We start from the raw sequence: 18,993 nt of genomic DNA on the forward strand, positions 1-18,993 counted from the left end.
CGAAACCCACCACAAGATGAGATTTCTTTTAAGGGTCGTGGGAGATGACCACGTTGATAGGCTATAGATGTAAAGGCAGTAATGTCATAGTCGAGTAGTACTAATAACCCGTAAGCTTATGTACACCCTTTTCCTCCCGAGCAATCGGGAGGGAAGAACTTTCTAATACTTTTTATGTTCTTTATCTCAGTATGTTAAGATATTGGTCTGTACTTTTGGTTATAAAACCAAAACAGGCAGACAATGATTGTCCAAAGCAATTGTAACGACTTAAGGTGGTTATTGCGGCGGGGCTCACCTCTTCCCATCCCGAACAGAGTAGTTAAGCCCGCCTGCGCAGATGGTACTGCAGTTATGTGGGAGAGTATGTCGCTGCCTTTTTTTACTAAAACCCCGTTTCGAAAGAAACGGGGTTTTTTATACCAAAATCTAATTGAAGATTAGGTACCTTAGCTCAGATGGTAGAGCAATGGACTGAAAATCCATGTGTCCCTGGTTCGATCCCTGGAGGTACCACTTTAATGCTCGGATGGTGAAATTGGTAGACACGCTGGACTTAAAATCCAGTGAACAGCAATGTTCGTGCGGGTTCAAGTCCCGCTCTGAGTACAAAAAAAACTTCATTTGGCTAACGCTAACTGAAGTTTTTTTATTTTAGACCGTACATTTTCTGAAATGGAACATATATATTTGTAGAGTGTCTTGTTTGTTTCAGTATAGTAAATGTCTTTGATTTTAGATAATGTTCTGAAAACACTATTGCATGATGGAAGGAAATGACATCTCCCGATTTAGAAAAACAAGGCTTTTTACTGGAGTTTTTGTTATTCAGGAATATGATGGACAGCCCGACCCTTGTGGTGATGCCATAATGTTCAGGCGAAAAATTGGAATCTTCTTAAAGATGAATATCTCTTGTTTTTTTTCTACTGATTGGTTTTATAATACAGGCAAATTGAATTAATTGGGCATTCTTCACATTTTGGTTGTGGTCTGCAAATTTCTCTACCTAAATATGAAATAGCCATACCAATTTCTCGCCAAATATTATTTGGTAAAATTTGCATGAGTAATTTTTCGACTTTGTTGCCGTCTTGAATTTTCGGGATTAATCCAATTTTTGGGGAAACGCGAATAACGTGCAAATCGGCGATAATTCCTTCGGCGGGAACTCCAGCTTCTCGCATAATGACATTGGCAGATTTTCGTCCTATTCCTTTTAAAGCGGTTAAACTTTCCATTATGAGTGGAATATTTTCGTCTTTTTGAACTGTTTGTGCAATTTCTATTAACCAGTTGGCTTTGGTTCCAAAATTTCTAACTTTGGAAATATGTGGTATTAATGCATCGACATTCGAAACGGACAGACTTTCCATGTCAGGGAAAATTTCAAATAAGCTTGATCCTATTTTATTAATATTGGCATCTGAATCTTGAGCTGAAAGAACCACCATGACTACCAATTGATACAAATTTTGATACTCTAACGGATGATTTCTGCCTTTGTATTTATCCAGAATTGGGTTTAGTTTAGTGCTCCAATCATTGGTTTCTTCAAATAAATCCATTTTGTGTAATTTTTGATTAACAATTTACGAAATATAAAACCCTATTTTTCAATATCTTTTATAAATTCATCATACTCCAAATAAAATAGTTCCAGAGCATTCATTTTTTCATAGAAAAAATCAAATATTTCGTCCCAATACTTACGGTTGCTTACGCTTACATTGCCTTTTTCGACCCAAATACGGCTAATGGTTTTCCCGTTTTCTAAAGTGTGATTTTTTTCAAAAACCAAATCCTTAATATATTCTTCCTCGAGTATATTTTTTAATGCTTGGAGTTTTTCAAAATACTGCATGCGCAATTCTACATTTCTCATTTCGATATCGATATGTACTTGGGCTTTGGTATTTTCGACATAGAATTTAAAAGAGAAATCTTTGATTTTGGTGTCATACAAAACCCATTTTCTTGGATATTTTTGTGCAAATTCTACCCAAAATTCGTGTTTTAGTTTTTGATTTTCTTCTTTGCTATACATATTATTGGGTTTTGGATGTTTAAAAATTTGTTTGACACTTATTTCTAAAGTATATTTAGATATTATTTTATTTGCAAAAATAACCTTTGATTATGGATTTTCAAGATTTTTTACAAATTGTTCCTTATTTGGATGCTGTAAATCTTCCTGGCGAGGCAGCCCATAATGTTATGGTGCCTCAAGAACGTCTTGAAATTATCAAAAAAATAAATTTTGATGAAATAAAGCCAAGAAATGCAGCGGTGATGATGTTGTTTTATCCAAAAGGAAGTAAGACTCACTTGGTATTAATTGTTCGAAATTCATACAAAGGAGTTCATTCTTCCCAAATAGCTTTTCCAGGTGGAAAGTATGAAAAGGAAGATGCCAATTTTATGCAGACAGCATTAAGAGAAACCTACGAAGAAATCGGGGTTCATCATGAAAAAATTGAAGTGCTAAAAGCATTTACTCATTTATACATACCTCCGAGCAATTTTATGGTTTATCCTTTTTTAGGAATTTGCAGGGATGAAATAGCCTTTTATCCTGATCCTACCGAAGTGGCAGACATAATTGAATTGCCATTGACTACTTTTTTAAGCGATTCAATTGTTATTAATGCAGAAATGACAACTTCTTATGCTAAATCTGTTGAAGTTCCTGCATTCAAAATTGAAGGACATATTGTTTGGGGAGCAACCGCAATGATGTTAAGTGAATTGAAAATTGTTTTAAAGAACGTTTTGAATATAATCAATTTTTGAAGTAGTTTGTTTTGTTAAAAGGGTTCTTTTTTAATATAAAAAAAGGAAAAAAAATCGTAATTTTGCAATCCCAAATCTAAAAACAAACAAACAATCTTATGGGATTATTTAAACGAAATCCTTTTGGACACATACTATTTATAAAAAAATGGTTGATTCGAATCTTCGGATTTATTAGCCATAGACGTTATCGTGGTTTTAATGAATTACAAATTGAAGGTTCTGAAATTATAAAAAATCTTCCTGATACAAACGTTCTTTTTATCTCCAATCATCAAACTTATTTTGCGGATGTAACTGCCATGTTTCATGTCTTTAATGCCAGTTTAAGTGGTCGCGAAGATTCCATAAAAAATGTTTGGTACATGTGGAATCCCAAATTGAATATGTATTATGTAGCAGCCAAAGAAACAATGAATGCGGGTTTATTGCCTAAAATCATGGCCTATGCCGGTGCAATTTCTGTAGAACGGACTTGGCGTGCCAAAGGGCAAGATGTAACTGAGAAAAAGGATGTAAATCCAAATGATACTGAGAATATTAAAATTGCATTGGCCGATGGTTGGGTAATTACTTTTCCTCAAGGAACAACTAAATCTTTTAAACCAGTTCGAAAAGGAACAGCACACATTATTAAACAGCACCGACCTATTGTTGTGCCTATAGTAATTGACGGTTTTAGACGGTCATTTTGCAAGAAAGGCTTGCGTATGAAAAAGAAAGGAATCCTTCAATCCTTTATTATAAAAGAACCTCTAGATATCGATTATGACAATGATACTATTGATGAAATTGTTGAAAAAGTCGAATATGCCATCGAGCAACATCCTTCTTTCCTTAAAGTTATTCCACTAGAGGAACTGCAAGAACAAGAAGAACTGAATAAAAAAAGACAATGGGATTATTAAATTAAAGACGAAAGTGAATAGTTTAAATTATTATTTGAACTATTCACTTTTTACTATTCACATAAAACTTACAAATCTATTTTCTTCAATTCTTCGAAGTTATTCTGCAAACGCTTTAGTAAAATACCATAGATTAATTTGTAAATCAGCCAGAATACACAAGTAAAAATTGCTGTTGCTATAATCAATACAATAAAGGAAATCAAAGCAATATTTAAAGGCATTTCAGGGTGAATAACGCCATTTTTTGAAGCACCTTCCAAATAACCTTCATAAAATAAATAGCCTCCGAAAATGATAAAAAACACAGCAAAAAAAGATAAGTTAAACGCAATGTATTGCTTCACCACTTTTCGGGTTTTTAATATCGTCGAAATGAGCTTTTTGGTATTGTCATCGACCGCAATTTTACGGTACATGGTATAAAACTTGAAAATAAAATACAGAATAACAGCATACAATAGGACAGTAGCGGCTATATAATAACCATAAACTCCTAAATGCTTAATTAATTCTACATTTTTCTCGTCATATTTGGTAAATGATAGAGCCAATCCTAAGACTAGTCCCAGCCCAAGTTCTATGATGCTTACTATAAAAATCCACTTCACTACCGAAGACGATTTTTTATGAATCATTTTGTAAATTTCGTTTTCCGATACCTGTTCAAAAGAAGCTGCATTCTTTTTCCAGTCTTTTTTTAATAAATCCAACTCTTTCATACGCCTAATGGATTTAATATTTTTTTTAATTTCCCTTTTATTCGATTCATTTTTACCCTTGCATTCACTTCACTAATCCCTAAAGTTTCCGATATTTCGGTATAATCCTTGTCTTCCAAATACATAAATACTAACGCTTTTTCAATATCATTCAGCTGATAAACTGCCTTGTACATCAATTTCAACTGCTCCTCCTCCTCATAATTATATTCTATGTCAAGCGTAAAATGTTGTCTTCCTTCGTACTCAACCGTCGCAATGTTGCGTTTACTCTTTCGATACAAAGTAATTGCTGTATTCAAAGCGACTCGATAAGCCCAAGTCGAAAATTTACTTTCTCCTCTAAATTTAGGGAAAGCTTTCCAGAGCTGAATAGTGATTTCCTGAAACAAATCCTTATGAGCGTCCTCCCCAGAAGTATACAATCTACAAATCTTGTGGATTATATTCTGGTTTTCTTGCAATTGCTTGACAAAAGAAGGTTCTAAATTTTCACTCATATTTCAGTTAGTACGATTGTGGTAGATTTTGTTACAAAACGATACATTTTAATTTAAAAATAGTAGGAGCACCAATTCAGATTTCATAACTACACTTCTCCCGCTATTCGTTTCAATCTTTTTGTCCCGTCTCGTCTTTAGGGACGAGACGGGACAAAAAGGATTTACACTGCTATCGGGGCTACTCCAGAAAATTTATTTTTCATAAGAACTATCAAAAAAGAAAACCGACAACTGATAACTCACAACGGCCTTAACCTATAATAATTTACCATCAAATTCACAAATTTACTATAACTGTCCATTCCATCTTTTTGTTGATTGATTTTTAGAAAACGGTCATAAAAAGCGTGAAAACCTGTTTCAATCGGGGTTTGATATTGTTCCCAAAAATCTTCACTCTCTTGATAGTTTTTCAAAATACCGGGATGAATAGTTTTGAGTAATTGATTTAATATTTTTTCGTTTCGTATTTGCCAATTTCCCAAACAATAGCGCAAAGCCATGCTATATCCTGAATATTGAAAATACAAATTATCATTTTTTATAGATGACAGAAAACCAATAAAATTACATTCGCTCTCACTTGCATATCCCATTTGATGTGCCATTTCATGATTCGTAGTCATCGGAAAACTGTACATCGGACCTAAATAGTTCACTTGTGCTTCATTGGTAAACGGATTCAAATAGCCGCCAAAACCCATATAGGTCAATGGCAAACTAAAAAGAGATTTCTTGATACTCAAATGCGAATACTTGAAGACTTCATATTCTCGGGATAGATTTTGATACCCATTTTGATTCATTTCAAAAACTTGATTTTGCGAATAGGGAAATACCACTTTTAAACTGTCGTTTTTTGTTATTTGACTTTGGATTGCATTTGTTTTAGCAATTAACTTTTTGGTAAAAGTCAATAAATCGGCATCGGTATAATCTCTTTCAATCGTCATTTTTTCAAACAACGGTTCGCGGTAATAATTCAGTGCCCAAAGAATATGGAAGAAAAAATAAAATACAGATAAAACACTTAAAACCGTTAGGAGGTTGTTTTTCCAATTCAGCTTCCAAGACTTTCTGTTTTTCCAAAAACATTTTATAAAGAGTAAAATCAAAATAAAATAAATACAATCACCTATAGAAAAAGGAATTTTTCCAAAAAGAATTCTCGAAAATTTTGAGAGATATTTGTAAAATCCGTTGCTGTAAAAACGTTCTACACATTCTGGAAAAAATCGAACGATTTTTAGAATTATAATTTGTAACAATAAAAATAAGGGGAGAATATAACTGCGTTTCATTTTTTCATTAATTGTCTTGTAAAGAAACAAATTTTGACGGATTATTTATTTTAAAATAAATTAAAACTTTTATAAAACTAGCTTTAGTAGTTTGTAACTTTGAGGTTTTATTATTTTAAACCTTTTTAATTAAAAAATATACAAAAGAATGAGTCAAGAGATAAGAAATCTAGAACCAAAAGCACTTTGGAACAAATTTGCCGATTTGAATGCGGTACCTCGTCCTTCCAAAAAAGAAGAACGTGTAATTGAGTTTATGAAAGACTTCGGTACCCGTTTGGGACTAGAAACTTTTGAAGATGAAATCCGAAATGTAATTATCCGTAAACCAGCCACTGCAGGTATGGAAAACAGAAAAGCGCTTGTTTTACAAGGGCATTTGGATATGGTACACCAAAAAAATGCGGATACTGTTTTTGATTTTGACACTCAAGGAATCGATATGTATGTAGATGGGGATTGGGTTCGTGCCAAAGGAACTACTCTAGGTGCCGATAACGGACTTGGGGTGGCTACTATTATGGCAATTTTAGAGAGCAAAGACATTCCGCATCCTGCAATTGAAGCTTTGTTTACTATCGACGAAGAAACTGGAATGACTGGTGCTTTGAATCTACAAGGAGGAATTTTACGTGGTGATATTTTATTGAATCTGGATACTGAAGAAGATGATGAAATAGGTATTGGATGTGCTGGTGGAATCGATGTTACAGCCACTGCCGAATATGATGAAGAGGAAGCGCCAGAAGGTTCTGTTGCTTATTCTATAAAGGTAAAAGGACTAAATGGAGGTCATTCTGGGATGGACATTCACAAAGGTTTAGGAAATGCCAACAAAATTATGAACCGTTTGTTATTTGACGGTTTTGATAATTTTGGATTGCAAATTTCTGAAATAAATGGAGGAAGTCTTCGTAATGCAATCCCGCGTGAAAGCACAGCAAAAGTAATCATAGCAGCTGTTTATGACGAGGCTTTTGTATTTGATATGCAACAAATCGTAAACGAAATAAAAGCAGAATTTCAAACAACTGAGCCGAACTTGGAAGTAGTTTTCGAAAAATTAGATGCTGTTCCTGCAACAGTGATGCCATCGATTGCTCAATTTTATTTCGTTCGAGCGATGTACACTGCTCACAATGGAGTTTATAGAATGAGTGCCGATTTTGATAATCTTGTGGAAACTTCCAATAATATTGCTAAAGTTGTGGTAGGAGATGGGAAACTTTCTGTACAGTGTTTGACACGTTCTTCCGTAGAATCATCTAAATTTGATATGGCCAATGCTTTGCGTTCTGCATTTGAATTAATGGGCTGCGAAGTGGAATTCTCAGGTTCATATCCAGGTTGGTCACCAAATCCGAAGTCTGAAATATTAGATGTTTTGGTTTCTATTTATGAAAAACAAAATGGTGAAAAGCCAAATGTAGCCGCTTGTCACGCCGGATTAGAATGCGGAATTCTAGGAACAAATTATCCAGATATGGATATGATTTCTTTTGGTCCAACTATTCATGGCGCACATTCACCGGACGAAAGAGCAAGTATTTCTTCCGCTCAAAAATACTGGAAATTTGTATTAGAAATTTTAAAAAATATTCCAGTTAAGGAGTAAATTAGATCACAAAACAAAACCCTCGTTTAGTAATAAACGAGGGTTTTGTTAATATCAGCAATTAATCCCTTTTTGGGCTGTTTTTCTTTTCTCTCTTCTCTTCCTTTTTTTCTTTAGCAGTTTTAAGAGGCTCTTTTTTTGCCGTTTTCTTGGCGTCTTGACTTTTAGACATGATTGTATGTTTTTAGGTTTTTTTTTAAATCTATTCTAGTAAAGGTACGTTTTTTTTATTAATTCTATTTCAGTTAATTACTCTTGTCTGTAAACTTCCACACTGTCTTTTTCCAGTCTTTGCTTTAGCCAAACCACTAACTTTTTTTTAGAATCCATATTTAATTCGGTATTGCTTTTGTACAACAACACAGGAATGGTTTTGTCTTTACTGCTGTATTGCGTAATTGCTATTGGTTTAATTTCGGGAAATAGAATTACTGCTTCTTTGCTTACTTTAGCATTGTTGGTCTGGAAATCGGTTATCTTTTTTTGTAGCCTTTGGATCAATTCGTCTTTATCGTCTCCTGATTTTTTATGATTATTAATGGTATTCAAAATATCATTCTTTAAATCAAAAGTGTCTTGTTTAATCTGAAGCTGTGTATTGGATAAATCATATTCTTTTAGCTTTTGATTTAATGCATTTATTTCTAAAGGATTGAATTTTTTAGACAAAAAAGCCAATTCCAAAATCTTTGGATTGCTGTTGTAATCGGTTTTTTTGTAAATGAGCGTAAAGTCTTTTTGAGGAAATTCTTTTTCGATAAAGTCTTCGGTTCGTTGCGTGTATTTTTTTTCGTCAAATAAACGATAGGCGAAATAAACACTAGGAATAATCATGATTATCAGAAGAGCTGTAATACCTTGTTTTACTTGTTTTTGATGTTTCAAATCGATTTGTTTGGCAATGGGATATTTTAAAAATTTCACAATTACAAATGTTGCAATACAAATAAATACACAATTGATGGTGTACAAATACAAAGCACCTCCAAAAAACAAATAATTTCCAGTTGCCAAACCATAGCCAGCCGTACACAATGGAGGCATCAAAGCTGTTGCAATAGCTACACCCGGAATTGGATTCCCTTTTTCGACTCTAGTAACGGCAATGACACCAACCAATCCTCCAAAAAAGGCGATTAGGATGTCATATATGTTAGGGGAAGTTCGTGCTAAAAGCTCGGATTGGATTTCTTTGAATGGACTAATATAAAAATAAAGAGTTGAAACAATTAAGCTGACAATTGTAGCTATTGCAAGGTTTTTTATAGATTTTTTAACCAATTCAAAATCATACATTCCCAATCCGAAACCTGCTCCAACAATAGGCCCCATTAAAGGAGAAATCAACATTGCTCCAATAATTACTGCGGTTGAATTGACATTGAGTCCCACCGAAGCAATGACAATGGCACAAGCCAAAATCCATAAATTAGAACCTCGAAAAGAAATATTGCTGATAATATTTTCCAATACTTTTCTTTGGTCTTCTTCTCCTTTTTGAAGGTCAATGAAGTTGATAAGCTTATTTATTAATTTGTTCATGCTATTTTATTTGCTTGGTTTCAAAAAATCTCCATCGATAATTAATAAAGTAACTTTGTTTACGGTTTTGGAACGATGCGAACTCAAATCATCCGATACGATATAAGTCATTCCTTGGATAAGTTTGAAGGTTTCCCCATTTTCTAATTCACTGATAAATTCACCTTCCAAGCAATGTACTATATGCCCTTTTTGACACCAATGATCCGCAAAATAGTTTCCAGAATAAACTACTTTTCGGATTCGGAGACCATCTAGTAGAACAGTTTGCCAGTAAGCTGTTCCTGTAGTTCCTATGTACTCTGTTGTTTCTATTTTGTCCCAATCTATAGTTTGGAAAGGTATGGTATACATTTTTTAGTTGTTCTGTTGAAAGTAAATTTAAGGAATATAATCTAAATTATCTATTTTGGGTTTTTGGTATAAAAAAATCCCCAACTACTTTCGTAATTGGGGACTCAAATCAATTCTATTTTATATTAAGAAACCAAAACCCAAGCTCCGCTAGCGATTAAGCTTTCTGCTTTTTTGAATTTCATTTCTTGTGTTTGCCCATTGGCTACATTTTGAATGGTTACCGTATCGTTACGATTTATCTTTGGTTGGTCGCGAACGATAGTTTCCGTTACTTGTCGTTGTTGCGTTTGTCCAACCTCTTGATTAGCACTTTCGCTATTTGGAATTTCGTCTTTGCTTAATTTGTAATCCTCAACTTGACGCTCGATCCTTGCTTCTTCAATAACAGGAGCATTTTGAGCAGGTAAATCACCTTTGAATAAAAACGAAATTACATCTTTGTTTACATTGTCAAGCATAGAACGGAATAAATTAAACGCTTCCAGTTTGTAAATAAGCAATGGATCTTTTTGTTCGTGAACAGCCAATTGAACAGATTGTTTCAATTCGTCCATTTTACGTAAATGTTTTTTCCAAGCTTCGTCAACAATGGATAAAGTAATATTTTTTTCAAAGTCGGCTACCAATTGAGCACCTTCAGTTTCGTAAGCTTTTTTCAAGTCGGTTACAACATTGAATACTTTTAGTCCATCAGTAAACGGAACTACAATACGCTCAAAATGATTGTTTCTGTCCTCATAAACATTCTTGATGATAGGGAACGCTTCTCTAGCACTTCTTTCTGTTTTTTGAGTGTAAAATTCAAGGGTCGCTTTATACAGTTTACCCGTAATTTCAATTTCAGTCAATTTAGAAAAATCCTCTTGTGATACTGGTGAAGTAAATGAGAAATAACGAATAATGTCAAACTCAAAATCTTTGAAGCTATTTTTAGCTTTATTTTCGTCAACAATCAGTTCGCAAGTATCATAAAGCATATTAGCGATATCCAGTTTTAAACGCTCACCAAATAAAGCATGACGACGACGTTTGTACACTACTTCACGTTGTGCGTTCATTACGTCATCATATTCCAATAAACGTTTACGAACACCAAAATTGTTTTCTTCTACTTTTTTCTGAGCACGTTCGATAGATTTGGTCATCATCGAATGTTGGATTACTTCTCCTTCTTGCAGTCCCATTCTGTCCATAACTTTGGCTACTCTTTCAGAACCAAATAAACGCATCAAGTTGTCTTCAAGAGAAACATAAAACTGAGAACTTCCAGGATCTCCTTGACGTCCTGCACGACCACGTAACTGACGGTCAACACGACGAGAGTCATGACGCTCTGTACCAACAATTGCCAAACCTCCAGCTGCTTTTACTTCAGGAGTTAATTTGATATCGGTACCACGACCAGCCATGTTTGTAGCAATTGTTACTACACCAGCTTTACCAGCTTCTTCAACAATTTGCGCTTCTTGTTTGTGCATTTTTGCATTCAATACGTTGTGGGCTACACCACGCATTTTTAACATACGGCTCAATAATTCCGAAATCTCCACCGAAGTTGTACCAATAAGCACAGGTCTTCCGGCTTTTGACAATTCAGTTACATCTTCAATTACAGCATTGAATTTCTCACGAGTTGTTTTGTATATAAAATCTTCTTTATCTATACGAGCCATTCCTCTGTTGGTAGGGATTTCTACCACATCCAGTTTGTAAATTTCCCAAAGCTCACCTGCTTCAGTTACAGCTGTTCCAGTCATACCGCCTAACTTGTTGTACATTCTGAAATAATTTTGCAAAGTAATAGTTGCAAAAGTTTGTGTAGCAGCTTCAATTTTTACGTTTTCTTTGGCTTCAATCGCTTGGTGTAAACCGTCAGAATAACGACGACCATCCATAATACGACCAGTTTGTTCATCTACAATCATGATTTTGTTGTCCATGATTACATATTCCACATCTTTTTCAAAAAGACTATAGGCTTTCAAAAGTTGTGTTAAAGTGTGAATACGCTCGCTTTTTATTCCAAAATCTTGGAACAATCTTTCTTTTTCTTCTGCTTCCGCATCTTTGTCCAGTTTTTTCTTTTCGATTGCGGCAATTTCAGTTCCAATGTCTGGAAGTACAAAAAAGTTCTCTTCAGTATCTCCTGAAAGGAATTTGATACCATTATCGGTTAAACTAACTTGGTTGTTTTTTTCTTCAATTACAAAATACAAGGCTTCATCCACTTTTGGCATTTCGCGATTGTTGTCTTGCATATAAGAGTTTTCGGTTTTTTGAAGCAATTGTTTAATTCCTTCTTCACTCAAAAACTTAATTAGCGCTTTGTTTTTAGGCAAACTTCTGTAGGCTCTCAATAATAAGAAGCCTCCATCTTTAGTATTTCCTTCTTTGATTAATTTTTTAGCTTCAGCTAGAAAGCCATTAGCCAATTGGCGTTGTAAGGCCACCAAATTTTCAATTTTTGGTTTCAACTCATTGAATTCATGGCGATCTCCCTGAGGAACTGGTCCTGAAATGATAAGAGGTGTACGGGCATCATCAATTAAAACAGAATCGACCTCATCGACAATAGCGTAATTGTGTTTTCTTTGAACCAAATCTTCTGGCGAATGTGCCATGTTGTCTCTTAGGTAGTCAAAACCAAATTCGTTGTTAGTACCATAAGTAATGTCAGCTTCATATGCTTTTTTTCTTGCTTCCGTGCTTGGTTGGTGATTGTCAATGCAGTCTACTGTCATTCCGTGAAATTCGAATAGAGGAGCTTTCCAGGTACTATCACGTTTGGCCAAGTAATCATTCACCGTTACTAAATGCACACCGTTTCCAGTCAAAGCATTCAAATATAATGGCAATGTAGCCACTAATGTTTTTCCTTCCCCTGTTTGCATTTCGGCAACTTTCCCTTCATGCAATACCATTCCGCCAATTAATTGAACGTCATAGTGAATCATATCCCAAGTGATTTCTTTTCCTGCAGCATTCCAAGTGTTGGCCCAGATAGCATTGTCTCCATCAAGGGTTATATAACTTTTTGTAGCCGAAAGTTCTCTGTCTTTTTCGGTAGCGGCAACCACTATTTGAGTGTTGTCTTTGAAACGTCTTGCTGTTTCTTTCACAACAGCAAAAGCTTCAGGAAGTATCTCCATTAATGTTTTTTCTGATATATCGTAAGCTTCTTTTTCCAGAGCATCAATAGCGATATAAATATCTTCGCGTTTGTCAATGTCTTCAATACCTTCAACCTCTACTTTAAGGGCAGCAATTTTGGCATCTTTCTCGGCACGGGCTTGTTTTATTTTTTCTTTAAAAAAAGCAGTTCTTGCTCTTAATTCGTCATGTGACAAAGCTTGTAAAGCACTTTCGAAAGTCTTTATTTTGTTCAAATACGGTTGTAAAGCTTTGACATCTTTCTCAGATTTATCTCCAACAAAGATTTTAATAATACTGTTTATGAAACTCATGATTTATTTTTATTTCTATTTAATATAACTGTTATAACTGTGTAAAATTAAACAAAAAAAAAGCCTCTTTTGAGACTTTTTCTTGGTTTACTTTTTTAATATTCATCCTCATTCCAAAGATAATCTTCGTCCGTAGGATAATCTGGCCAAATTTCTTCCATTGATTCATATATCTCGCCTTCGTCTTCTATGGACTGAAGGTTTTCTACTACTTCTAATGGAGCTCCTGCTCTAATAGCGTAGTCAATAAGTTCGTCTTTGTTAGCAGGCCACGGTGCGTCGCTTAAATACGATGCTAATTCTAATGTCCAATACATAGTTGTCGATTTAGTTTGTGCAAAAATAAATTTTTTACTGAAAAAGACAAGTAAAAAATGATTTATTTTTTTTAAAGTTAAGAACGTATTTTCAGACAGCAGATTTAAGGTTACAGATTACAGATTTTAAAACTGAAAATCTATTCTAAAATACTGTATACTTTAATCTGCAAACTGCATACTTATTTCCTAGGTATCCATTTTACTTCATCAGCGTTTAAATCTGAGGACAACTTTCGTGCCAATACAAAAAGATAGTCAGAAAGTCGGTTTAAGTATTTAATGGCTATTTCTGCAACAGGTTCATTATGACTTAAATGTACCGCCAAACGCTCTGCACGGCGGCAAACGCATCTTGTTATATGACAATATGACACAGTTTGATGTCCTCCGGGTAAAACAAAATGAGTCATTGGCGGAAGTGTTTCCTCCATAATGTCGATTTCATTTTCTAATAATTCGATATCACTTTCTGTTATTCCGAGTTTTTTTAATCGAAGTTCACCGTTTTTCATCACTTCTTTTTCAGGAGGAGTAGCCAGAATTGCTCCTATGGTAAAGAGACGGTCTTGAATTTCGATTAAAATATCTTTGTAATGATTGTTTATTTCTTGGTCACGGATCAGTCCGATATAGGAATTTAATTCATCTACAGTTCCATAGCTTTCTATGCGTGCATGATCTTTTGGTACCCGAGTTCCTCCAAAAAGGGCTGTAGTTCCACTATCTCCAGTTTTAGTATATACTTTCATTTAATTTGATTTTTGAGTGCGGATTTTAGATTATCTGAAAAGAAAAATTACTGTATTAATTCGATTATTGAAGTAACAAAACGTTGCATCGCACCTTCGCTGATATCGAAATACAAATCGGGCTCGATGCATTCTATTTCCATTAAATGCAATTCTGTGCCAATTACAATTCCATCAACTCGGGCATATAGTAATTCGTCATGAAAAGTATTAACAATTTTTTGGGCTTTGTCTATTAATTCTTGGCAGGGTTGTATCAAAGTGTACTTTCCTCCAAACTGGGACTGCACTCGAAAATCGCCATCAATTGGCTTTTTATTTACAGCATGAGAGAATTTTTTATTGAAAAAAATAAAAGAAGTTTCTCCCAATGTTTGAATTTCAGGGATGAATTCCTGTAGAAGCAATTCTTTTTCTTGGGCTATTTTTGTGTATTCGTCATTTGTTCTTTTGATATCTGATGCGTCAAAAACGGAAGTTTGATAGGAACCTGCAGAAAAAGCCGGTTTTAAGACTGCTTTTTGCCACTGTTTCGGGATTATTTCGGCAAGATTCAGGTTTTCGGTTTTGTCAATGAAAACAGTGGGAAGAATTGTAATCCCTTGTTTCTCCATTTGGCGTAAATAAAATTTATGCTTGTTTTGCTTAATGATTTCAATTGGATTGAGTGTTTTAATGCCCAATTGTTCGATATGGTCGAGCCAAAGATTAAACTCGGTTTCTTTCTCAAAATAATCCCAAGTATTGCGAAAGATTAAGTAATTAAAATCACTCCAATCGATGGTTTTGTCATTCCAAATCACCGCTTTTGCAATGATGTTGTGTTTGGCTAGTTCTGGGATTAATTGTTGATCTGAGATTGTTAAATCAGGAAGCTTTTCACAGGTAAGTAAACCAATTGTCATTGTCGAATTTCTTGTAGTTTTGTTGAATTCCACTATTTATATACTGTTTCTTCACGATACTGTTCCTTTATGCTATCACTCTCAATGATTCCGTCTCTCAAACGGATTACTCTATGTGCATAAGCAGCGATTTCTTCTTCGTGAGTTACTAGAATTACGGTATTTCCATTGGCATGAATATCTCCAAAAAGCTTCATGATTTCTAAAGAAGTTTTACTGTCCAAATTTCCTGTTGGTTCATCCGCGAGTATAATAGAAGGTTTGTTGACCAATGCTCTGGCGATAGCAACACGTTGGCGTTGACCGCCGGAAAGCTGATTGGGCTGGTGATCCATTCTGTCGCCTAGATTGACTTGATTGAGCACTTCGATGGCGCGTGTATTTCGTTCGGATTTTGAATATCCTGCATAAATCATCGGTAAAGCCACATTGTCAAGTGCAGTAGTTCTGGGCAAAAGGTTGAAGGTTTGAAAAACAAATCCAATCTCTTTGTTTCTAATTTCAGCCAATTCGTCGTCTTTCATGTGACTGACATCTTTTCCGTTTAAAATGTAAGTACCGGAAGTAGGCGTGTCTAAACAACCTAATAAATTCATTAATGTAGATTTTCCTGAACCTGAGGGTCCCATTAAAGCTACATATTCCCCTTTGTTAATTTCTAAATCAATACCTTTTAATACATATACAATTTCGTTTCCAAGTACAAAGTCTCGTTTGATATTGGTAATTTTTATAAGTGGATTTTTCATTAGAATTATTGATTGTAGATTGTTGATTTAAGATTTTAAAAGTACAAAAGACTATTTAATTTATGATAAGTAGTGATAGATCGATTTTTGTTACAATTTATTTGGATGTAATATCTAGGGCTAACAAATTAATATAAACAATATAGCTATTACAAAAAAGGCAGAAAAAGTCAACAAAATCAATACTTCACAACAAAAAAGGTCTAAATATTGTAAAATTAGAAATGTTCATTCTGCTACTATAAAGTACCATTTAACTACCGTTTAAATAACCATTAAAGACTGTTTTAAGCAACTAACTACCACCTAGGCCACTAATATACTGCAAAACTACCATATACCTAGTAAAAACAAACATTTTTAGCTACTAAAACAGAATAATAAGCCCTTTAATTAGGGCTTTTTTTGTGGGATAAATTGAGAAAATTAAACAATTGAAAAAAAAGGTATTTTTATAATAGGGTTGCTTATAGGGTTGCCTACAGGGTAGCCAAATTTATGTATAAAAAACACTCTAAGAATACCCCGTAATGTATGTTTAAAAACTTTAAACAGTACAAAAATAACATTATAACTACCCCATAATGCAGATTTAAAGCAATTAAAGTATATTAAACAACTACTAATCAGTGATTTATGTTTTAATACATAGAATTAACCCTAACACTGGCCTTAATTAGCGCCAATCCTTTGACATTGTTTAGATGAAAGTCTTTGGGTTGATGGTGCCTATTTTCACTTACCAGTTTGATGAATTCGTCACCTTTTTCAGATTTTTGAACCCACTTTACCATTACAAACTCGTCACCATCATCATTGACTAATGATACAAGATACATTTCGCCCCAAAATATATTGTCAATATGACTGCTCAGCTTTTTATACATTATGATATCGCCAGATTTTAGCAAAGGATACATACTGTCACCACTTACATAAATGGCACCATCACACTTTGGTAAATTAGGTATCGTAATATGATCTACAGGTTTTTCATTGTTTGTATCTCGGAACAAAGCTACCACAGAAGCCGATGCTTGAATATCATATAAAGGAACTGATTGCTTTTGAACCATCTTGTCAGTTTTCATTTTAAATATATTCGACTGGGGTCCGTTTACTGAATTTTCTTTTGGAGATATATCGCTATATGAATTAATCTCAGGTTTCCTCATTTCACCGTTTCCAGTCACGAGCCATTCAGCTGAAACATTTATAAACTTGTTTATAATTGCTTTAATAATGTCAAAAGTTACTAGCGGATATTTGCTATTTCGTGGGTCAATATTAAATAATCGATTGATTCTAGGCTGACTGATACCAATTTCCTTGCTAAATTGTAATTCATTACCATCACAAAAGAACTCTATAACTGTTCTAATACGCTGGTTTTCCAATGGTATTTCCATAAATTATAAATATTTTTATAAAAATGTTTGTTTTTTGTTTTGAAATAATAAACATGTTTGTATATTTGTTCCATCAACGAGAACAAAATAAGCAATGGACAAACCTACGAAAAAGAAAAATAACTACAATGCGGAAATCCTTATTCGATTGACTGAAAAGTATGGAGTATCCAAAAGATTTATCACCATGAGTTTGAATGGTGATAGAACTAGCGAAACCTCAGAAACAATAATATCGGATTATAAAGAGATGGTTAAGCAAGTTGCTGAAACATTAAAAAAACTTTAGGATTTGGAGACCCCATACGAATTTCACGAAAAAAAGCTAGGTGTCAAAATCAAGTATTTGATTTTTGACAGAGACTTCCATGAAGACAGCCTAAAGCTTATTAGTTATAATGCACTGTATAAACGTACAGCCTCATCAACTTGTACTGAAAAGGAACTAAGAAAAGGTTCGTGGTCGGGTGAGGCACTTATATTGTTTACCTCGCTTTCTCAAGACTGGAAAGATCAGTTAACTGTAAGATTTGGAAAGCCACAGGAGGAAATTAAAAAAAGTTGGTTTGCTCAGCATTATGTTGCAGATCGAGAAGCTTTTAATTTCTATTTAGCGTACACATACGGTGATAACGTAAAATTGGACACACCAATTATTGAGAAATACACTTACCAAGCCTCAGTATTAAACACGGTTTTGCTAATGAAAAACAACCGTAAGCAGTATTGGAAAGCTTTAGGAAGTGGAGCAATGGACATTTGGCAAACTTTAAGCAATGATGTAAATGGTTTTCATGACGTAGATCATAAGTTGCCAACAACTAAAAGTTCATTACGCTATAAGGTCAACAAATATGCTAAAGAAGGTTATGCGGGGATTATATCGGATAAGTTCGGAATGAAAAACGCTTTGAAAGTAACTTCTAAAATAGAGCGTTTAATTCTAAGTCTGTATTGCCTGCCAAACAAGCCTTATGTGGAAAATGTACACGAAATGTACGAAGATTTTTTAAAAGGTGAAATTGATGTTTTTGATATTAAAACAGGGGAAGTTTTTGATAAAAAAGATTTTTTCAAAAGAGGAAAGCCAGTTGAAATAACTGTAGGAACGGTTTGGAATTATATAAATGCACCACATAACGACATTATTGTGAAGAAAGCGAGAAACGGAGCTTACGATTTCAATCATAAAAACCGTCCACACGTTACTCGTACGCCTCCAAATTATTCAATGAGTAAGATAACGCTCGATGACCGTGACATTATGCATACTAAGTTGCCAGATGGCTCAAAAGTCATGGCTTACTATGCCTTTGATGTAATGAGTGGTGCAATGATCGGAATTGCTCACTCCAAATCAAAAAATCACGATTTATACATTGATTGTCTTCGCTCGATGTTCCGTTTTACAACCTCTAAAGGTTTAGGAGTTCCAATGCAAATGGAAGTCGAACAGCATTTAGTTTCTGATTATAAAGATGGATTAATGAAAGCAGGAAATGTGTTTCCTTTTGTTCGCTGGTGTAACCTGCAAATTCCAGTGATATTGACCACCCAATTCCAATTTAAAGTGACCACCTGATTCCAATTCAAAATGACCACCTAATTCCGGAGCAAAATGACCACCTCCATTTTTCATTAAAAACTACTTTTTTT

At 34.3% G+C, this 18,993-nt stretch carries 18 protein-coding genes, 2 tRNA genes and 2 rRNA genes; 9 read left to right on the top strand and 13 right to left on the bottom strand.

The features are described 5' to 3' along the window. The 4 genes from KZH69_RS19520 to KZH69_RS19535 all read left to right on the top strand — a co-directional run. Positions 1 to 124: ribosomal RNA gene (locus KZH69_RS19520) — 23S ribosomal RNA — on the top strand; the annotation flags it as partial. A 147-nt stretch (positions 125 to 271) separates the two neighbouring features. After that, positions 272 to 381: ribosomal RNA gene (gene rrf / locus KZH69_RS19525) — 5S ribosomal RNA — on the top strand. Between the two features lie 62 nt (positions 382 to 443). Beyond that, a tRNA-Phe gene (locus KZH69_RS19530) sits at positions 444 to 516 on the top strand. A 7-nt stretch (positions 517 to 523) separates the two neighbouring features. Continuing rightward, positions 524 to 609, top strand: a tRNA-Leu gene (locus tag KZH69_RS19535). Between the two features lie 317 nt (positions 610 to 926). On the opposite strand, the gene KZH69_RS19540 is transcribed toward KZH69_RS19535, so the two are convergent. Further along, a complete protein-coding gene (locus KZH69_RS19540; protein ID WP_219319154.1) occupies positions 927 to 1,568 on the bottom strand; it encodes an endonuclease III domain-containing protein in 642 nt (213 codons plus the stop codon). A gap of 41 nt (positions 1,569 to 1,609) precedes the next feature. Beyond that, positions 1,610 to 2,047, bottom strand: coding sequence for a DUF4268 domain-containing protein (locus KZH69_RS19545; protein WP_219319155.1), 438 nt, complete (start codon positions 2,045 to 2,047; stop codon positions 1,610 to 1,612). Positions 2,048 to 2,139: 92 nt separating this feature from the next. On the opposite strand from KZH69_RS19545, the gene KZH69_RS19550 reads away from it, so the two are divergent. Both KZH69_RS19550 and KZH69_RS19555 read left to right on the top strand, forming a co-directional pair. Continuing rightward, entirely contained in the window at positions 2,140 to 2,793 is a 654-nt protein-coding gene (locus KZH69_RS19550) for an NUDIX hydrolase (protein WP_219319156.1), read from the top strand. A gap of 98 nt (positions 2,794 to 2,891) precedes the next feature. Continuing rightward, positions 2,892 to 3,701 carry a lysophospholipid acyltransferase family protein gene (locus tag KZH69_RS19555; protein WP_219319157.1) on the top strand — a complete coding sequence of 270 codons (810 nt, stop codon included), beginning with the start codon at positions 2,892 to 2,894 and terminating at the stop codon, positions 3,699 to 3,701. A 68-nt stretch (positions 3,702 to 3,769) separates the two neighbouring features. Here KZH69_RS19555 and KZH69_RS19560 read toward each other — a convergent pair whose 3' ends face one another. The 3 genes from KZH69_RS19560 to KZH69_RS19570 all read right to left on the bottom strand — a co-directional run bounded on the left by KZH69_RS19560 (position 3,770) and on the right by KZH69_RS19570 (position 6,227). Beyond that, entirely contained in the window at positions 3,770 to 4,423 is a 654-nt protein-coding gene (locus KZH69_RS19560; protein WP_219319158.1) for a DUF8845 family protein, read from the bottom strand. Further along, on the bottom strand, positions 4,420 to 4,923 hold the full coding sequence (locus KZH69_RS19565; RefSeq protein WP_219319159.1) for an RNA polymerase sigma factor: 504 nt from the start codon (positions 4,921 to 4,923) through the stop codon (positions 4,420 to 4,422). The genes KZH69_RS19560 and KZH69_RS19565 overlap by 4 nt, the downstream gene beginning before the upstream one ends. Positions 4,924 to 5,165: 242 nt before the next feature. Next, the gene (locus KZH69_RS19570; protein ID WP_219319160.1) at positions 5,166 to 6,227 is read right to left on the bottom strand and encodes a DUF3810 domain-containing protein; all 1,062 of its coding nucleotides are present in this window, start codon (positions 6,225 to 6,227) and stop codon (positions 5,166 to 5,168) included. Between the two features lie 148 nt (positions 6,228 to 6,375). On the opposite strand from KZH69_RS19570, the gene KZH69_RS19575 reads away from it, so the two are divergent. Then, positions 6,376 to 7,842 (top strand): aminoacyl-histidine dipeptidase, encoded by a 1,467-nt coding sequence (locus KZH69_RS19575; protein WP_219319161.1) that lies wholly within the window; start codon positions 6,376 to 6,378, stop codon positions 7,840 to 7,842. Between the two features lie 249 nt (positions 7,843 to 8,091). Here the strand turns inward: KZH69_RS19575 and KZH69_RS19580 are convergent, their stop codons facing one another. The 8 genes from KZH69_RS19580 to KZH69_RS19615 all read right to left on the bottom strand — a co-directional run bounded on the left by KZH69_RS19580 (position 8,092) and on the right by KZH69_RS19615 (position 17,337). After that, a complete protein-coding gene (locus KZH69_RS19580) occupies positions 8,092 to 9,384 on the bottom strand; it encodes a DUF389 domain-containing protein (RefSeq protein WP_219319162.1) in 1,293 nt (430 codons plus the stop codon). Between the two features lie 6 nt (positions 9,385 to 9,390). After that, complete coding sequence (locus tag KZH69_RS19585; RefSeq protein ID WP_219319163.1) at positions 9,391 to 9,738, bottom strand: DHCW motif cupin fold protein; 348 nt, start codon at positions 9,736 to 9,738, stop codon at positions 9,391 to 9,393. A 125-nt stretch (positions 9,739 to 9,863) separates the two neighbouring features. Further along, positions 9,864 to 13,205, bottom strand: coding sequence for a preprotein translocase subunit SecA (gene secA, locus KZH69_RS19590; RefSeq protein WP_219319164.1), 3,342 nt, complete (start codon positions 13,203 to 13,205; stop codon positions 9,864 to 9,866). 95 nt (positions 13,206 to 13,300) lie between these two features. Continuing rightward, positions 13,301 to 13,522 (bottom strand): DUF2795 domain-containing protein, encoded by a 222-nt coding sequence (locus tag KZH69_RS19595; RefSeq protein WP_007138072.1) that lies wholly within the window; start codon positions 13,520 to 13,522, stop codon positions 13,301 to 13,303. A gap of 182 nt (positions 13,523 to 13,704) precedes the next feature. Continuing rightward, positions 13,705 to 14,274, bottom strand: coding sequence for a cob(I)yrinic acid a,c-diamide adenosyltransferase (locus tag KZH69_RS19600; protein WP_219319165.1), 570 nt, complete (start codon positions 14,272 to 14,274; stop codon positions 13,705 to 13,707). A gap of 47 nt (positions 14,275 to 14,321) precedes the next feature. Continuing rightward, positions 14,322 to 15,179 carry an ATP-grasp domain-containing protein gene (locus KZH69_RS19605; RefSeq protein WP_219319166.1) on the bottom strand — a complete coding sequence of 286 codons (858 nt, stop codon included), beginning with the start codon at positions 15,177 to 15,179 and terminating at the stop codon, positions 14,322 to 14,324. 32 nt (positions 15,180 to 15,211) lie between these two features. Next, positions 15,212 to 15,928, bottom strand: a complete 717-nt coding sequence (locus KZH69_RS19610) for an ABC transporter ATP-binding protein (protein WP_219319167.1) — start codon at positions 15,926 to 15,928, stop codon at positions 15,212 to 15,214. Between the two features lie 641 nt (positions 15,929 to 16,569). Further along, on the bottom strand, positions 16,570 to 17,337 hold the full coding sequence (locus KZH69_RS19615; protein WP_219319168.1) for a S24 family peptidase: 768 nt from the start codon (positions 17,335 to 17,337) through the stop codon (positions 16,570 to 16,572). A 94-nt stretch (positions 17,338 to 17,431) separates the two neighbouring features. Here KZH69_RS19615 and KZH69_RS19620 point away from each other — a divergent pair, with 94 nt between their 5' ends. Both KZH69_RS19620 and KZH69_RS19625 read left to right on the top strand, forming a co-directional pair. Then, complete coding sequence (locus KZH69_RS19620; RefSeq protein ID WP_219319169.1) at positions 17,432 to 17,626, top strand: hypothetical protein; 195 nt, start codon at positions 17,432 to 17,434, stop codon at positions 17,624 to 17,626. Positions 17,627 to 17,629: 3 nt separating this feature from the next. After that, positions 17,630 to 18,919, top strand: a complete 1,290-nt coding sequence (locus tag KZH69_RS19625; protein ID WP_219319170.1) for a hypothetical protein — start codon at positions 17,630 to 17,632, stop codon at positions 18,917 to 18,919. Positions 18,920 to 18,993: the final 74 nt, after the last annotated feature.

The sequence above is a fragment of the Flavobacterium taihuense genome (assembly GCF_019351435.1).
Lineage (GTDB): Bacteria > Bacteroidota > Bacteroidia > Flavobacteriales > Flavobacteriaceae > Flavobacterium > Flavobacterium taihuense.

What these genes read in the sequence shown, in the direction of transcription:
- KZH69_RS19570 (WP_219319160.1), bottom strand. Translation starts at nt 6,227, where the DNA reads ATGAAACGCAGTTATATTCTCCCCTTATTTTTATTGTTACAAATTATA.
- KZH69_RS19610 (WP_219319167.1), bottom strand. Translation starts at nt 15,928, where the DNA reads ATGAAAAATCCACTTATAAAAATTACCAATATCAAACGAGACTTTGTA.
- KZH69_RS19595 (WP_007138072.1), bottom strand. Translation starts at nt 13,522, where the DNA reads ATGTATTGGACATTAGAATTAGCATCGTATTTAAGCGACGCACCGTGG.
- KZH69_RS19545 (WP_219319155.1), bottom strand. Translation starts at nt 2,047, where the DNA reads ATGTATAGCAAAGAAGAAAATCAAAAACTAAAACACGAATTTTGGGTA.
- KZH69_RS19575 (WP_219319161.1), top strand. Translation starts at nt 6,376, where the DNA reads ATGAGTCAAGAGATAAGAAATCTAGAACCAAAAGCACTTTGGAACAAA.
- KZH69_RS19550 (WP_219319156.1), top strand. Translation starts at nt 2,140, where the DNA reads ATGGATTTTCAAGATTTTTTACAAATTGTTCCTTATTTGGATGCTGTA.
- KZH69_RS19555 (WP_219319157.1), top strand. Translation starts at nt 2,892, where the DNA reads ATGGGATTATTTAAACGAAATCCTTTTGGACACATACTATTTATAAAA.
- KZH69_RS19585 (WP_219319163.1), bottom strand. Translation starts at nt 9,738, where the DNA reads ATGTATACCATACCTTTCCAAACTATAGATTGGGACAAAATAGAAACA.
- KZH69_RS19600 (WP_219319165.1), bottom strand. Translation starts at nt 14,274, where the DNA reads ATGAAAGTATATACTAAAACTGGAGATAGTGGAACTACAGCCCTTTTT.
- KZH69_RS19540 (WP_219319154.1), bottom strand. Translation starts at nt 1,568, where the DNA reads ATGGATTTATTTGAAGAAACCAATGATTGGAGCACTAAACTAAACCCA.
- KZH69_RS19565 (WP_219319159.1), bottom strand. Translation starts at nt 4,923, where the DNA reads ATGAGTGAAAATTTAGAACCTTCTTTTGTCAAGCAATTGCAAGAAAAC.
- KZH69_RS19615 (WP_219319168.1), bottom strand. Translation starts at nt 17,337, where the DNA reads ATGGAAATACCATTGGAAAACCAGCGTATTAGAACAGTTATAGAGTTC.
- secA (WP_219319164.1), bottom strand. Translation starts at nt 13,205, where the DNA reads ATGAGTTTCATAAACAGTATTATTAAAATCTTTGTTGGAGATAAATCT.
- KZH69_RS19580 (WP_219319162.1), bottom strand. Translation starts at nt 9,384, where the DNA reads ATGAACAAATTAATAAATAAGCTTATCAACTTCATTGACCTTCAAAAA.
- KZH69_RS19620 (WP_219319169.1), top strand. Translation starts at nt 17,432, where the DNA reads ATGGACAAACCTACGAAAAAGAAAAATAACTACAATGCGGAAATCCTT.
- KZH69_RS19605 (WP_219319166.1), bottom strand. Translation starts at nt 15,179, where the DNA reads ATGACAATTGGTTTACTTACCTGTGAAAAGCTTCCTGATTTAACAATC.
- KZH69_RS19560 (WP_219319158.1), bottom strand. Translation starts at nt 4,423, where the DNA reads ATGAAAGAGTTGGATTTATTAAAAAAAGACTGGAAAAAGAATGCAGCT.